Source organism: Rouxiella aceris, assembly GCF_012933545.1.
Lineage (GTDB): Bacteria > Pseudomonadota > Gammaproteobacteria > Enterobacterales > Enterobacteriaceae > Rouxiella > Rouxiella aceris.
Genome location: NZ_JAADJU010000012.1, coordinates 94,574 through 109,629, shown reverse-complemented (window position 1 = coordinate 109,629; position 15,056 = coordinate 94,574). Strand labels below are relative to the sequence as shown.

Annotated in this window: 13 protein-coding genes and 2 tRNA genes; 8 read left to right on the top strand and 7 right to left on the bottom strand. The window is 52.7% G+C overall.

Features of this window, described 5'->3' with window-relative positions; genetic code table 11:
- Nucleotides 1–279: 279 nt before the first annotated feature.
- From zipA to GW590_RS20265, 3 genes are all read left to right on the top strand, one after another.
- Entirely contained in the window at nucleotides 280–1,278 is a 999-nt protein-coding gene (gene zipA, locus GW590_RS20275) for a cell division protein ZipA (protein ID WP_169404889.1), read from the top strand.
- A gap of 266 nt (nucleotides 1,279–1,544) precedes the next feature.
- On the top strand, nucleotides 1,545–3,566 hold the full coding sequence (ligA, locus tag GW590_RS20270; RefSeq protein ID WP_169404888.1) for an NAD-dependent DNA ligase LigA: 2,022 nt from the start codon (nucleotides 1,545–1,547) through the stop codon (nucleotides 3,564–3,566).
- Nucleotides 3,567–3,571: 5 nt separating this feature from the next.
- Nucleotides 3,572–3,817 carry a DUF3820 family protein gene (locus tag GW590_RS20265; RefSeq protein ID WP_169404887.1) on the top strand — a complete coding sequence of 82 codons (246 nt, stop codon included), beginning with the start codon at nucleotides 3,572–3,574 and terminating at the stop codon, nucleotides 3,815–3,817.
- 18 nt (nucleotides 3,818–3,835) lie between these two features.
- Here GW590_RS20265 and GW590_RS20260 read toward each other — a convergent pair whose 3' ends face one another.
- On the bottom strand, nucleotides 3,836–4,843 hold the full coding sequence (locus tag GW590_RS20260; RefSeq protein ID WP_211186860.1) for a bile acid:sodium symporter family protein: 1,008 nt from the start codon (nucleotides 4,841–4,843) through the stop codon (nucleotides 3,836–3,838).
- Nucleotides 4,844–4,948: 105 nt separating this feature from the next.
- Between GW590_RS20260 and GW590_RS20255 the strand changes: the two genes are divergently transcribed.
- A complete protein-coding gene (locus GW590_RS20255; protein WP_169404885.1) occupies nucleotides 4,949–5,869 on the top strand; it encodes a LysR family transcriptional regulator in 921 nt (306 codons plus the stop codon).
- Nucleotides 5,870–5,968: 99 nt separating this feature from the next.
- On the opposite strand, the gene GW590_RS20250 is transcribed toward GW590_RS20255, so the two are convergent.
- Nucleotides 5,969–6,364, bottom strand: coding sequence for a FlxA-like family protein (locus tag GW590_RS20250; RefSeq protein ID WP_169404884.1), 396 nt, complete (start codon nucleotides 6,362–6,364; stop codon nucleotides 5,969–5,971).
- Between the two features lie 78 nt (nucleotides 6,365–6,442).
- On the bottom strand, nucleotides 6,443–6,985 hold the full coding sequence (locus GW590_RS20245; RefSeq protein ID WP_169404883.1) for a nucleotidyltransferase family protein: 543 nt from the start codon (nucleotides 6,983–6,985) through the stop codon (nucleotides 6,443–6,445).
- Between the two features lie 361 nt (nucleotides 6,986–7,346).
- Between GW590_RS20245 and eat the strand changes: the two genes are divergently transcribed.
- The 3 genes from eat to eutC are packed head-to-tail and all read left to right on the top strand — an operon-like array spanning nucleotide 7,347 to nucleotide 11,001.
- Nucleotides 7,347–8,756, top strand: coding sequence for an ethanolamine permease (gene eat / locus GW590_RS20240; RefSeq protein ID WP_169404882.1), 1,410 nt, complete (start codon nucleotides 7,347–7,349; stop codon nucleotides 8,754–8,756).
- A gap of 20 nt (nucleotides 8,757–8,776) precedes the next feature.
- Nucleotides 8,777–10,165, top strand: a complete 1,389-nt coding sequence (locus tag GW590_RS20235) for an ethanolamine ammonia-lyase subunit EutB (protein WP_169404881.1) — start codon at nucleotides 8,777–8,779, stop codon at nucleotides 10,163–10,165.
- A complete protein-coding gene (gene eutC, locus GW590_RS20230) occupies nucleotides 10,165–11,001 on the top strand; it encodes an ethanolamine ammonia-lyase subunit EutC (RefSeq protein WP_169404880.1) in 837 nt (278 codons plus the stop codon). The genes GW590_RS20235 and eutC overlap by 1 nt, the downstream gene beginning before the upstream one ends.
- Here eutC and GW590_RS20225 read toward each other — a convergent pair.
- The 3 genes from GW590_RS20225 to GW590_RS20215 form a co-directional block, all read right to left on the bottom strand.
- A complete protein-coding gene (locus GW590_RS20225) occupies nucleotides 10,955–11,620 on the bottom strand; it encodes a hypothetical protein (protein ID WP_169404879.1) in 666 nt (221 codons plus the stop codon). The genes eutC and GW590_RS20225 overlap by 47 nt on opposite strands.
- A gap of 516 nt (nucleotides 11,621–12,136) precedes the next feature.
- Nucleotides 12,137–12,212, bottom strand: a tRNA-Ala gene (locus GW590_RS20220).
- A 69-nt stretch (nucleotides 12,213–12,281) separates the two neighbouring features.
- Nucleotides 12,282–12,357, bottom strand: a tRNA-Ala gene (locus GW590_RS20215).
- A gap of 353 nt (nucleotides 12,358–12,710) precedes the next feature.
- Between GW590_RS20215 and GW590_RS20210 the strand changes: the two genes are divergently transcribed.
- Complete coding sequence (locus tag GW590_RS20210; protein WP_169404878.1) at nucleotides 12,711–13,508, top strand: formate/nitrite transporter family protein; 798 nt, start codon at nucleotides 12,711–12,713, stop codon at nucleotides 13,506–13,508.
- An 85-nt stretch (nucleotides 13,509–13,593) separates the two neighbouring features.
- Here GW590_RS20210 and gltX read toward each other — a convergent pair whose 3' ends face one another.
- Nucleotides 13,594–15,009 (bottom strand): glutamate--tRNA ligase, encoded by a 1,416-nt coding sequence (gene gltX, locus GW590_RS20205; RefSeq protein ID WP_169404877.1) that lies wholly within the window; start codon nucleotides 15,007–15,009, stop codon nucleotides 13,594–13,596.
- Nucleotides 15,010–15,056 lie beyond the last annotated feature (47 nt).

The window sequence follows — 15,056 nt, the reverse complement described above, 5'->3', positions numbered from 1 at the left end:
GACCAGGCACTTGTTGGCTGAAAAGTAGTCAAAAAAGGTGCAGCAATCATGTTTATTGGCATAAAACAGTGTCCAGACTTGCACTTATCAACTCAGGCAAATAAAGTTAGACAGGTGAATGTTTGCCGTGGTGGCAATGAATTATTACCTAATTACATTTAAAATGCAGGTAGACGGCAATTTGGCTCATCGGTGATCACCCAGTGATGCGGGCGAGCAAGGAAAGTTAAGGCTTTCTGCATTTTGCATGATGACGGGTACAGAACAACAGAGATAGCAATGATGCAGGATTTGCGTCTGATATTAATCGTTGTTGGCGCGATCGCCATAATAGCGTTGTTATTACACGGTTTGTGGACCAGCCGTAAAGAACGCTCTTCGCTTTTTCGCGATCGTCCAATTAAACGAGTGAAAAAAGAAAGAGAGCAATCCCCGAGCGAAGACTTCGTTGATGGGGTGGGCGAAGTGCGCGTGCGTGCTGCTCATCCACAAGATGAGCCGGGCCTGGGACGCTATGACGAAAATGAAACATTTGCTCCGATGCATGCGCAACCCAAAGCTGCGCCTCAGCCATCTGTGCAGCAGGCCCCGCAACGAGCTGTGCCACCTCAGGCACCGGTTCAGCAGCCTGCACAACCTGCAGCGGGCTATGATGACCCGTTATTAGGCGGCTATTCGACGCAATCGACTCACGCACCGCGCCCTGAATCGCCGGTGACCTCTGCAGCCCAGCCTGCAGTGCGCACCGCTCCTGTACCGCCTGCGGAAATTCATGCCGATGCAGCGCCGGCGGCGCAAGCCGAACCGCAAGCTTTTCAACCGGCTGAGCCAGAAGCGCCACCAGCCAAAGCCAAACTGCAAGAGACCGTGCTGGTCCTGCATGTTGCTGCCCACCAGGGCGGCGTGATTGGCGGTGAAGTGCTGTTGCAGAGCGTGCTACAGTCAGGCTTTCAGTTTGGTGAAATGAACATTTTTCATCGTCATGTCAGCCCTGCGGGCAGTGGACCCGTGTTATTCAGCCTGGCGAATATGGTGAAACCGGGTTCCTTCGATCCCGAGAATATGTCTGAATTCACCACGCCGGGTATCACCCTGTTTATGATGGTGCCGTGCTATGGCGATGCTCACCAGAACTTTAAACTGCTGCTGCAGTCCGCTCAGCGAATTGCTGACGATGTCGGTGCCGTAGTGCTGGATGACGAACGTCGGATGATGACACCGCAGAAGCTGGAAACCTACAAGGCGCGCATTCGCGAAGTGCTGGAAGCTACGTCCTAGTTTCTGCCGACCGCTAACATTGTTATCTACCTAAAGCTTCCAAGACGCCCTGTTTTGAAAGCTTTAGGCTCCAACCCCCGTATAACGGGGGTTTCAGACTGCTGACAAAGTCCATTATTAGGGAGAGTGCACCGTTGGGGTCGTAGCGGGCTTGCCCGCCGGAGCGCCCCTAGGTGTGCTATGCCCGGGTATCTCGATCATCAAGACGACTTTGTCATCAAACTCCAACCCCCGTATAACGGGGGTTTTTATCTTTATGGTGAGTCATGGCCACAATTCAAGAAGAAATCAATCAACTGCGCAGCCAGCTGCGTCACCATGAATATCAATATCACGTGCTGGATGCCCCGCAAGTGCCGGATGCCGAGTATGACCGGCTGATGCAGACTTTGCGCCAACTCGAAGAACAGCATCCGCAACTGATCACCGCCGATTCCCCCACCCAACGCGTGGGTGCCGCACCGCTTGCGGCTTTTGAACAGGTTCGGCATCAGGTGCCAATGTTGTCTCTGGATAACGTTTTTGATGAAGACAGCTTCCTGGCGTTCTATAAGCGCGTTCAGGATCGTCTGAAAGTGACGACCCCTCTGACCTTTTGTTGTGAGTTGAAACTCGACGGTCTGGCGGTCAGTCTGCTGTATGAAAATGGTGAATTGACCCAGGCCGCCACTCGTGGCGATGGCACCACCGGTGAAAACATTACCCTCAATGTGCGCACCATTCGCGCTATCCCCTTGCGGCTGAGCGGTGACAATATCCCGTCACGCCTTGAGGTACGCGGCGAAGTCTTTATGCCGCAACAGGGGTTCGAAGCCCTCAATAATGAGGCGCGCCGTACCGGTGGCAAGGTGTTTGCCAACCCGCGCAATGCTGCGGCAGGTTCACTGCGCCAGCTCGATCCGCGGATTACTGCCAAACGTCCGCTAACCTTTTTCTGTTACGGCGTCGGGGTGCTGGAAGGCGGTTCGCTGCCTACCAGCCATTTACAGCGTTTGTTGCAATTTAAAGCCTGGGGGCTGCCGGTCAGCGATCGAGTGCAACTCTGTACCGGCAGTGATCAAGTATTGGCGTTTTATCGTCAGGTTGAGCAGGATCGTGCACAACTTGGATTTGATATTGATGGCGTAGTGATCAAAATCGATTCCCTGGAGACACAGGAAAGCCTCGGCTTTGTGGCTCGTGCGCCGCGCTGGGCCACTGCTTTCAAGTTCCCGGCCCAGGAACAGATCACCCAGGTCAAAGATGTGGAGTTTCAGGTTGGACGTACCGGGGCGATTACGCCGGTAGCGCGCCTGGAACCGGTGTTGGTGGCCGGGGTGATGGTCAGCAATGCCACTCTGCACAATGCCGATGAAATTGAGCGCCTGGGCCTGCGCATTAACGATACGGTAATTGTGCGCCGTGCCGGTGATGTTATTCCACAGGTGGTTGGGGTGATTGTTGAGCAGCGCCCAGAAGATGCCCGCGAGATAACGTTCCCTACGCAATGCCCGGTCTGTCATTCCGATATTGAACGCGTGGAAGGCGAAGCAGTAGCCCGCTGTACGGGCGGCCTGTTTTGCGCCGCGCAGCGTAAAGAAGCGCTCAAACATTTCGTCTCGCGCCGCGCCCTGGATGTCGATGGCATGGGCGACAAGATCATCGATCAACTGGTGGAAAAAGAGTACGTCAAAACGCCGGCGGACCTGTTTCGTCTTAGTGCCGGCATTATGACCGGGTTAGATCGCATGGGGCCAAAATCGGCACAGAATCTGGTTGCCGCGCTGGAAAAAGCCAAACAGACCACCCTGGCACGTTTTCTTTATGCCCTGGGGATCCGCGAAGTCGGCGAGGCCACCGCGGCTAATCTGGCTGCGCACTATGGCTCGATTGAGGCCCTGCGCGCCGCTGATATCGACTCGCTCAAACAGGTGCAGGATGTCGGCGATGTGGTGGCCAAACACGTGGTCAATTTCCTGTCAGAGACGCATAATCAGCAGGTGATTGCCGAGCTGCTCAGCCCGGAAATCAATATTCGCTGGCCGGCACCGCAGGTGATCGTTGCCGAGGAAATCGACAGTCCTTTTGCCGGTAAAGTGCTGGTATTAACCGGTTCTTTGTCGATCCTCTCCCGTGATGAAGCCAAAGATCGGTTAACGGCGCTGGGCGCCAAAGTGACCGGCAGCGTATCGAAGAAAACCGATATGGTGATTGCCGGTGAAGCAGCGGGTTCCAAGCTGGTGAAAGCCCAGGAACTGGGGATCCCGGTAATTGATGAAGCCGAAATGATCCGTTTATTAGGTGATTAATTCCTATGGAAAAAGAGGACCTGATTGAGATTGCCAACACCATCATGCCCTTTGGTAAATATCAGGGGCGCGTGTTGATCGATCTGCCGGAAGAGTACCTGCTGTGGTTTGCCAGAAAGGGCGAATTCCCTGAAGGCAAGCTGGGCATGCTGCTGGAAATGACGTTGGCGATCAAGATTGAAGGCCTGCAAGATCTGCTGACCCCCCTCAGGCACGGGGGGCGTGCTTTTCAGGGAAAAACCGAGCGCTGAAATCCGCGCTCGTTATCCTTACTGACCCTTGGCCTGCACTGTTGCGGTGACCAACTCTGACTGGGCAACTTTTCGCTGTTTATCCTGGTAGCGTTTGGCCAGCACGGCACAGGTCATCAACTGAACCTGATGGAAAATCATCAGCGGCAGCACCATCATACCCACGGCGCTGACCGGGAAAAGGATATTGGCCAATGGAATACCGTTGGCCAGACTCTTTTTCGAACCACAAAATACAATGGTGATCTCGTCTGCTTTGGCAAAACCCAGCCAGCGCGCCACATAAGTGTTAATCACCAGGATAAACGTCAGCAGCACCAGGCAAAATGCCACGATAAAGGCGAAGGATCCTACGCCCACCTTATGCCAAATCCCCTGCGTAACCGCTTCACTAAATGCGGTATAGACCACCAGTAAAATCGACGTCCGGTCGGTTTTGCCAATCATCTTTTTGTGTTTTTCCACAAATCCGCCAATCAGTGGCCGCAACAGGTGGCCGGCAACAAACGGCAGCAATAACTGCAGAATGATATGCCACATCTGTTCCAGACCGTTGCCGGTATCGCCCTGCACATGCATTAACAGACTGACCAGCAGCGGCGAGACAAAAATCCCCAGCAGGCTGGATGCCGACGCACTGCACACCGCAGCGGCCACGTTGCCACCGGCCATGGAGGTGAAGGCAATGGCCGACTGCACGGTCGCCGGCAAAATGCACAGAAAGACAAAGCCGGAATAGATTTGCGGGCTGACGTCAACCGGGTGCCACCACTGGAACAGCAGGCCAAGGATTGGAAACAGCACAAAGGTACTGAACATCACCCACAGATGTAACCGCCAGTTATTGCTGCCTTCAAGGATCGCTTTACGCGAGAGCTTGGCGCCATGCATAAAAAACAGCAGGGCGATGGCAAAAATGGTTAAGTCATTGAATGCGTCTACATAAACGCCTTGGGCCGGAACCACGGTGGCGAGTAATACGGTCGCCACCAACATCATGGTAAAACTGTCGGGTAAAAATCGCAGGGCTCTCATCGTTATCTCATTATTTTGTCAAGTCATGGCACTATGGTGAACGTTTCGCGTAGAATTAAAAAATTGATTTATTTAATCCATTTATGAAAAAAATTCATGAACTATTCATTGAAGCAGCTCAAGGTGTTTATCGCGGTTGCGCGCTACGGCGGGTTTAGCCGCACTGGCGAAGCAATAGGCCTCAGTCAGTCGGCGATCAGCCATAGCATCAAGGAGTTGGAAGGGGAGATGGGGGTGCGCTTATTGGATCGCACTACGCGAGAAGTTACCTTGACGGATGCAGGCCGTCGTCTGGCCAATCGCGTCGAACCACTGCTGGATGAGCTTCACGCTATGTTGCTGGATACCCGCAGCTTTGGCACCGAACAAAATGGCCGGGTACGCATTGCCTCCAGTCAGACGATTTCTGCGCATTTAATGCCGCAGTGTATCGCCAGCGGCAGCCAACAGTTTCCTGATATTCAGGTGTTATTGCGCGACCAGTCTCAACAGCTGGTGCTAAACAGTGTACGTAACGCCGAGGTGGATTTTGGTATTGTGATCGATCCCGGTCCGAATACCGATCTCGATAGCGAAGCGATCCTGCATGAGCCTTTTTTATTACTCTGCCAGGAAGATAGCCCTTTTGCGGCGCTCAAGGCTGTTCCCTGGCAGGCGTTACAAAATGCCAGACTGGTGCTGCAGGATTATGCGTCAGGGAGTCGGCAACTGATTGATAAGGCCCTGGCAGAGTTTGGCGTGCAAGCACAGATTGTGCAGGAGATTGGACATCCGGCAACTTTGTTTCCAATGGTAGAGGCGGGCATCGGCATTAGCGTGCTGCCCGCCTTGGCATTGCCTCTGCCCTCAGGCAGTAAACTGCTGATACGGCCATTGGTGCCAGAGGTAAATCGCGCGCTAATGCTGGTTAAACGCAAGAACCGGTCGTTAACCCCTGCCGCATTAGCTATTTGGCAGGTAGTTAAACAACAGGCTCAAGCGTTAACCGATAAGCGCAGCCTACAAGGATTATTATGAAGGATCACAAAACTAACCCTGGTGTCGGCAATTCTTAACTGTGCAATGTTTACTGCAAATATGCTTTCCCGCAGGCTGTAAACCTGAAAGCAGCATCAATTAAACGTAAATGTTGATCTGGTTTTGGGCTGTGGGCTTATTAACGCCTTCTTCAACCGATGATGACTGTGAAGTCGATGATGTCGCAGAAGTTGCTGCAGCAGTGGCAGAAGATGCCGCTGATGCTGCCGCAGTCTGCTGTGACGACTGCGCTTGCTGAGCCTCAAGCTGAGCAATCTGCGCTTCCAGCATTTGGATCTGTTCTTGTAACATCTCCTCTTGTTGTTGTACTTCCTGAGTCGTCTGTCCACTAGAGCCTGAACTAAGTGATTTAACTTCTTCAGACAGCTTTTGGACCTGTTTGGTCAGTTGCGCAATCTGATTCGCAGAAGAACTGCTGGAACCTGATGAGCTAACTGTAATTGTTACGGAACTGACACCACTGATTGATGACATAAGTACCCCCTATAGATGCAATTTTGCATGTAAGGTATCGGCAGCCTGAATATGAGCTTTATTGCCTTTTCAATAACCTTACATTTTGATGTGTAAATCCTGCCAAATCTCGGTCCATTTCTTCTCTGCGGCACGTGCCAGCAGCATTTCGGGTTTGCCGCATTTCGGATTGAGGGTGATGCTAAAATCAAATAACGCATCCACTCCCAGTGGGGCGATAAGTTCAAGCTGTTGATATTCATTGAGCCGCACGCCAATGGCGGTTTCTGTTTCGACCCAATAACTGATGGCTTCACTGCTTGAAGTATAGGGCGGGTGCTGATGCTTGAGGTGCATTCTGGCCTGATTTTTTACCGACCACGGCAAAGGCAGCAGATCGCGCAATCGTTGTTCATACTCGCGGTCAAGGTCTGCGTCCGGCTGTTGTGGGTTAAAATAAATAACATCGATATCGTTTAGCGGGGTGCTATGACGATAATTGTGCAGGCGATCCCACACCAGGTTGCGCACAAATCCCGCCGCCAGGCACCAGTCATCAAGCCCCAGTTGCTGCGCGGCGTTCAACGCCTGCATCCGCATGACATCCTGGCTGATCCAGTCCTTGATTTGCTGTTGTTTCATCGAGATATCTTTCCAGGTAAAGAGAAAAAACGGGTCTCACGGCGTACAGTTATTATAGCCGCCGCCATGACGACTTTGCAGAAACCTTGAGGGTTGTCACAAATTTATCATGCACCTTTTGTGGTCTAGACCAAGGTGCAGTGCGCCAAAATGAAGCAGACACCGGGTCCTGGACGGGTTACAGGTCCGGCCATTAACGTGGTTTTACAATAAAAACAGCCATTCCCCGAGTTGGTACAGCCTTTGCAACAGTGGTGTCGCAGGTTGATCAGTTGCCGGTACTTTGCGGCAACTTTCACTGCGGTGGGCTGGTTAGCCTGATAGATAACGTTTCGAGATACCACAGGGCTGGGGATTGGATATGCAAAATAATAAAGTCACACCCGTTTTAAAACGAACGCTGGGCAGTTTTCACTTGTGGGGGATTGCTGTCGGGCTGGTGATTTCCGGGGAATACTTCGGCTGGAGTTACGGCTGGGCGCAGGCCGGAACGCTGGGTTTTTTAATCACCGCCTTGGTGATTGCAGCAATGTACTGCGCATTTATTTTTAGCTTTACGGAATTGACCACCTCCATTCCGCACGCCGGTGGGCCTTTTGCTTATGCCTATCGCGCTTTTGGGCCGACTGGCGGTTTTATTGCCGGCTTTGCTACCCTGGTTGAGTTTGTTTTTGCTCCTCCGGCGATCGCCATGGCCATTGGTGCCTATCTGAATGTACAGTTTCCTGCCATTGACCCCAAATGGGTGGCAGTCGGGGCATACCTGGTGTTTATGACGCTGAATATTCTCGGTGTCGGTATTGCGGCCACCTTTGAGCTGTTGGTCACCCTGCTGGCGATTTTTGAACTGCTGGTATTTATGGGCGTGGTGGCACCTGGCTTTGACATGTCCAATTTTGTGCATGGCGGTTGGGCGGGCAGTGACAGTTTTAGTCCGGCGGCGTTTTCCGGTATGTTTGCCGCTATTCCTTTTGCTATCTGGTTTTTCCTGGCCATTGAAGGAGCATCGATGGCGGCTGAGGAAGCAAAAGATCCGCAGCGCACTATTCCCAAAGCCTTTATTGGCGGCATCCTGACCCTGACCGTTCTGGCGTTGGGGGTGATGGTTTTTGCCGGTGGCGTCGGCGACTGGACCAAGCTGGCGAATATTAACGACCCTTTACCGCAGGCGATGAAGCTGATTGTTGGCAGCTCCAGCGGCTGGTTGCATATGCTGGTATGGCTGGGGTTATTTGGGCTGATTGCCTCGTTTCACGGCATTATCATGGGCTATTCGCGGCAGATTTTTGCCCTGGCGCGTGCCGGCTACCTGCCTAAACGCCTGGCTTCGGTTAATGCCCGTTTCCAGACCCCGCACCTCGGCATTATTGCTGGCGGCGTGGTGGGTATTGCCGCCATTTTCTCCGACTCGCTGATCGTCATTGGTGGCCAACCGCTGACGGCCAATATCGTTACCATGTCGGTGTTTGGTGCCATTGTGATGTATATCATTTCCATGGCAGCGCTGTTTAAACTGCGTCGCAGCGAGCCTAACCTGATTCGTCCCTTCCGCGCACCAATGTATCCTTTTGCACCTGCGCTGGCGCTGCTACTGGCGATTGTCTGCCTGGTCGCTATGATTTATTACAACACATTACTATTTTTAATTTTCGCCGCCATGATGCTGCTGGCATACGCCTGGTTCCGCGTCACCCATCAGGCGCGTAGCAATGCCGCGCATGATCCGCAGCTCAGTGTATTGCAGACGGCACCGGCTAAAAGTGGTAAGTAACGCGCTTACCAGGGAGTGATATGTACCAGACAACGTTAAGTCATCGCAGCTATCGGTTTCGCGACTTGCGGGACCTGATGGCGAAGGCATCACCGGCGCGTTCCGGTGATTATCTTGCCGAGGTTGCCGCCGAAAGTGCCGAAGAGCGCATGGCGGCCAAAATGGCGCTGGCGGACGTGCCGCTGAAGACCTTTCTGCAACAGATGTTGATCCCCTATGAAGACGACGAGGTGACGCGGCTGATTATCGATAGCCACGACGCCGCAGCCTTTATCGAGATTTCACATTTGACCGTGGGGGATTTTCGCGACTGGTTGCTCAGTGAAACCACCGACTCGCGCGTGTTGGCGCGGGTTGCCAAAGGCATTACCCCTGAAATGGCCGCGGCGGTCAGCAAGCTGATGCGTAATCAGGATTTGATCCTGGTGGCCAAAAAATGCCGGGTGATCACCAGGTTCCGCAATACCATCGGTTTACCGGGACATATGAGCGTGCGTTTACAGCCCAATCACCCCACGGATAATGTGCAGGGGATTGCTGCCAGCATGCTCGATGGTTTGCTGTATGGCTCTGGTGATGCGGTGATTGGCATTAACCCGGCCAGCGACAGTTTGCCGCTGCTGGAAAGCCTGAACTATATGCTTGATGATGTGATCTCGCGTTTCGAGATCCCGACGCAGTCGTGCATTCTTACTCATGTTACCAATACCATCCGTTTGATTGAGCGCGGTGCGCCGGTTGATTTGGTGTTTCAGTCAATTGCCGGCAGCGAAGCGGCCAACAGCGGTTTTGGTATTAATCTGGCAGTGCTTGAAGAGGCGCAGCAGGCGGCATTAAGCCTTAAGCGCGGTACGCTTGGCGACAACGTGATGTATTTTGAGACCGGGCAGGGCAGTTGCCTGTCGGCCAATGCGCATTTTGGTGTCGATCAGCAAACCTGTGAAGCCCGCGCTTACGCCATTGCCCGGCGTTTTTCGCCGTTGCTGGTAAATACCGTCGTCGGTTTTATCGGGCCGGAATATCTTTATGACGGCAAGCAGATTATTCGTGCCGGTCTTGAGGATCACTTCTGCGGCAAACTGCTGGGTGTGCCTTTAGGCTGTGACGTGTGCTACACCAATCATGCCGAGGCGGATCAGGACGATATGGATACGCTGCTGACGCTATTGGCGGCGGCGGGTCTGACGTTTCTTATCGGCGTGCCGGGTGCTGATGACATTATGCTGAATTACCAAAGCACCTCTTTTCACGATGCGCTCTATATTCGCGAATTGTTGGGCCTGAAGCATGCGCCGGAATTTGCCGTCTGGCTGGAGAAAATGAAGATTATCGACGGGGCGGGAAGAATTCGCGATACGCGCGCATCGCACCCGCTGCTCAGTCAGTTGCCGCAGCTGGGAGTGCAATAATGAGCAATGATGTGGAAAAATCCGCGCTGCCGTTGACGCTGGTGCATAGCAATCCCTGGGAGGCATTGCGCAAATTTACCGCTGCCAGAATCGCCCTCGGGCGTTCGGGTGCCAGTTTACCTACCGATGAAGTGATGCGTTTTGGTATGGCGCATGCCCAGGCGCGTGATGCGGTACATCAACCCTTTAACAGCGAAGAGCTGGAACCTGAGTTGCACGCTTTGGGGTTGCAGACGCTGCGCGTGGACAGCGCGGCGGCCGATCGCACCACTTACCTGTGTCGACCAGATCTCGGGCGTAAGCTTTCTGCCTCCAGTCGTGAATTTTTACAGCAGCGCCATGGCGAGCCGGCAGATTTATTGCTGGTGGTGGCTGATGGTCTGTCATCGAAAGCTGTTCATCGTCAGGCGGTGCCGTTGATTACGGCATTATTGCCTTATCTGCGTCAGCTTGAAATAAAACTGGGGCCGGTGGTATTGGCACATCAGTCGCGGGTTGCGCTGGGTGATGATATTGCCGAGGTGATGAAAGCCCGTGCGGTGGCTATTTTGATTGGTGAGCGCCCCGGTCTTTCATCTCCCGACAGTCTTGGCATTTATATGACCTGGGGACCGCATACGCGGCGTCTGGAGTCTGAGCGCAACTGTATCTCCAACGTACGTCCGGAAGGGCTGGATTATCCGCAGGCGGCGTTTAAATTGGCCTGGCTGTTGGAGCAGGCTTTTCATCGTCGTTTGTCGGGGGTTAATCTTAAAGATGAGAGTGATAATCCGGCATTACATGGGAAGATTAGGCCGTTGGATCACGGTGGGGATGTTTTGAATCATCGCATTTGAAAATGGTGATGGGGTTAAGTTTGATTTTGCTTTTAATTGCAAATTTGCTTTTAACTTCAAGGTCGAGGTCAAGGTCAAGGTCAAGGTCAACTTCAAGGGCATTCGCTGCGCTCACTGGGCGGCGGCCCAGACCGCCCAAAGGAGGCGAAGGCGCGCCTCCTTTGGAATCCTGCGCCTTGTCCAAATTGAACAGTGTCGTGCCCTCGGTTCGAGTTCTTTCCAGTGACCCCGGTGTGTGGCCTAAACCACGCCGCTGCGCGGTCCCTTCACTCGGTCGCGAGCCAAAAGCGTCTCGCTCCACGTCGCTCAGCGTAGGTTTTGAATCGGCCAGGAAACATTTAAAGCAAAACCGGGATTGGCTTAAATGACAATTTTGGGTTTTAAAGTCAACTTCAAGGTCAAGGTCAACTTCAACTGCATTCGCTGCGCTCACTGGGCGGCGGCCCAGACCGCCCAAAGGAGGCGAAGGCGCGCCTCCTTTGGAATCCTGCGCCTTGTCCAAATTGAACAGTGTTGTGCCCTCGGTTCGAGTTCTTTCCAGTGACTTCAGTGTGTGGCCTAAACCACGCCGCTTCGCGGTCCCTTCACTCGGTCGCGAGCCAAAAGCGTCTCGCTCCACGTCGCTCAGCGTAGGTTTTGAATCGGCCAGGAAACATTTACGGCAAAACCGGCAACATTAAAGGTCAACGGCGAAAGATAAAAAGATAAAAAGTTTGCCGCTGAAACGGCACGGTGTGCATAGTTTGCTGGCACATTCAGAGACGGCGCCGCGCGAAGCGGAGGGAGACGTTTTTGGCTCCCGACCGAGCAAGGGGACTGCGGAGCAGCGCGGCTCGTGCCACGCTGGGGGTAACTGAAACATAGCCGGTAATAGGCAGCAGATGAATCAAAGACACCAAAAGGCCCAGGATTGTTAAGGAGCGGGCCAGCGCTCCTTAACTCGGTTCGGCACAGCGGGTTAAGCGGCCACCGCTATTATAAAACCGAAACAGCTCCTCATAGCCAATTGACTTTAAGCCATAAATTGATATTTAAGCCCAACCCGAAACAACTCCTCGTAGCTCATTGACTTTAAAAAAAGAAAATTGCCATTTAAGCCCAAAACAAAAACCCGCCGAAGCGGGTTCTTTAAATTTGGTGGAGATAAGCGGGATCGAACCGCTGACCTCTTGCATGCCATGCAAGCGCTCTCCCAGCTGAGCTATACCCCCACGGGTGTTCCGAACTTACTGTCTTATGCTTAACAGCGTTAAGCGACCAACCTGCTCTGAGAAGAAGATTGGTGGAGCTAAGCGGGATCGAACCGCTGACCTCTTGCATGCCATGCAAGCGCTCTCCCAGCTGAGCTATAGCCCCGTTCCAGACACATTAAATCCTGTGAACGGGGCGCATAATATGAAACCCCGCTTAGGCTGTCAACGGCTAAATCCGATAATGTAATCAAGCGCTGAAAAAGACACCAAATACAGGCGATAACAGCGATTTTTTGATCAGTTTGAACAAATCGTGCGCACCTGCAAAGCTTATCGGTCAGACAGAAATAACCTCAGCAATCGCCATTTGTATGATCATACTCATCATTTTTTATAACATGTGTAATTCAGTCTTTAATGCGGTGTTAATAAAGCGTCATAAAATGTTGTGATAAGAGAATTCTCATAATAGACTTCCTGCGCAATAATTCTCACACAAACTATTCGAGTCTACTCATGTCCTTGTATTCACCTAAAGAAATTGCGTCACTCGCCGTTACGGCCGGAGTGAACAAAAGCCGTGCATCTGTCGCCAATTTGTTAATTCTGGGTTTTCTGGCGGGTGCCTTTATCGCTATTGGCTTCCTGCTCGATCTGCATGTAGTAGGGACACTACCTGCATCCTGGGGATCATTCGGCGGTCTGTTGGGCGCAGCCGTGTTCCCGGTTGGTCTGATCCTGACCGTGCTGGCCGGGGGCGAACTGCTTACCGGTAATATGATGACCTTACCTATTGCCTGGTTTGCCCGCCAAATCAGCCTGTATGCTGTTATCCGCAACTGGTTCTGGGTCACCCTTGCCAATCTGCTTGGCAGCATTGCCGTGGCCTATTTCTTTGGTCATGTGCTGGCAATGACCGAAGGTGCCTTTTTGGCCAAAACCGTCGCCACCGCGCAAGCCAAAGTCAGCGCTGACTTTATGCATGCGTTTATTTCAGGCATTGGCTGTAACTGGTTAGTCTGTCTGGCGGTATGGCTGGCGTTTGCCAGTAAAGATGTCGGCGGTAAAGTGATTGGCATGTGGTTCCCGGTAATGGCCTTTGTTGCCATCGGTTTCCAGCACGTGGTGGCCAATATGTTTATCATTCCGGCTGCGATTTTTGCCGGTGCCTTGAGCTGGTCGCAGTATTTCCCTAACTTTGCTGCCGTCTTCCTGGGCAATGCGGTTGGCGGCGCGGGCTTTGTCGGGCTGATGTACTTTATGGCCTATCGCCCTACTGCCGAAACGGTAAAAACCACCTCGCAGTCTCATTAAGTCGTTTCGTCCCGTTTTTACAAGGGCAAATAAAAAGCCAGTGGGGCGTTAACCCGACTGGCTTTTTTACTAATTACAAAAAACCTTATTGCTGCGCTTCACGCTCGGCAATAAATGCCAGCGCCATATCAATACGCGCCAGCGTACGGCTCTGACCAATAGCATGGACGGTGACATCCATACCAGGCGACTGGCCTGCACCGGTCACGGCAACGCGCAGTGGCATACCAACCTTGCCCATACCGACACCCAGCTCGTCTGCGGTGCCCTGAATGGCGTTATGCACATTCTCAGGGGTCCACTCGCTGACGGCGGCCAGTTTGACGCGCACGGCTTCCAGCGGCTGACGGGCTACCGGACGCAGGTGTTTTTTCGCCGCATCGGCATCAAACTCAGTGAAGTCCTGATAGAAATAGTGGCAAGACTCGGCCATTTCTTTCAGCGTCTTGCAGCGTTCACCCAACAGTTTCACCAGTTCGGAGAGCTGCGGACCGGTATGGGTCTCAATCCCCTGCTGTTCCATATGCCATTGCAAATGCGTCGCCACGTATTCTGCTGGCAACGTATTAATGTAATGGTGGTTCAGCCACTGCAGTTTTTCGGTATTGAAGGCGCTGGCGGATTTGCTGACGTTTTCCAGGCTAAACAGTGCCTTCATTTCATCAACGCTGAAAATTTCCTGATCGCCATGAGACCAGCCTAAACGCACCAGGTAGTTAAGCAGGGCTTCTGGTAGATAGCCATCATCGCGATACTGCATCACACCGACGGCACCATGGCGTTTAGACAGTTTCTTGCCATCATCACCCAGGATCATCGATACGTGCGCGTAGACGGGCACAGGCGCGCCCAGCGCTTTAAGGATATTGATCTGACGTGGCGTATTGTTGATATGGTCTTCACCACGGATAACGTGAGTAATTTCCATATCCCAGTCATCTACTACCACGCAGAAATTGTAGGTTGGTGCACCATCGGTACGACGAATAATCAGATCGTCGAGTTCCTGGTTGCTAATTTCGATCGGCCCGCGGATCTGATCGTCAAAAATCACCGACCCTTCCTGCGGATTGCGGAAGCGAACCACACAAGGCTCATCGGCAGCATGATGTTCATGGCTATCGCGGCAACGACCGTCATAACGCGGCTTCTCGTTATTTGCCATTTGCTCTTCACGCAGAGCCTCCAGACGCTCTTTGGAGCAGTAACACTTATAGGCGGTGCCATTTTCCAGCATCTGGTCGATCACTGCGTTATAGCGATCAAAACGTTTGGTCTGGAAATAGGGACCTTCATCCCAATCCAGATTCAGCCAGTTCATGCCATCCATAATCGCATCGATGGCTGCCTGGGTTGAGCGCTCCAGATCGGTGTCTTCTATACGTAACACAAACTCTCCACCCAAATTGCGCGCATAAAGCCAGGAATAAAGTGCTGTACGAGCGCCGCCAACGTGCAGGTAGCCTGTTGGGCTGGGAGCAAAACGGGTTTTGATTTTCATCTGGGAAGCAGCCTTAACTATGTTTCAAATAGACGCCACGCAAAAAA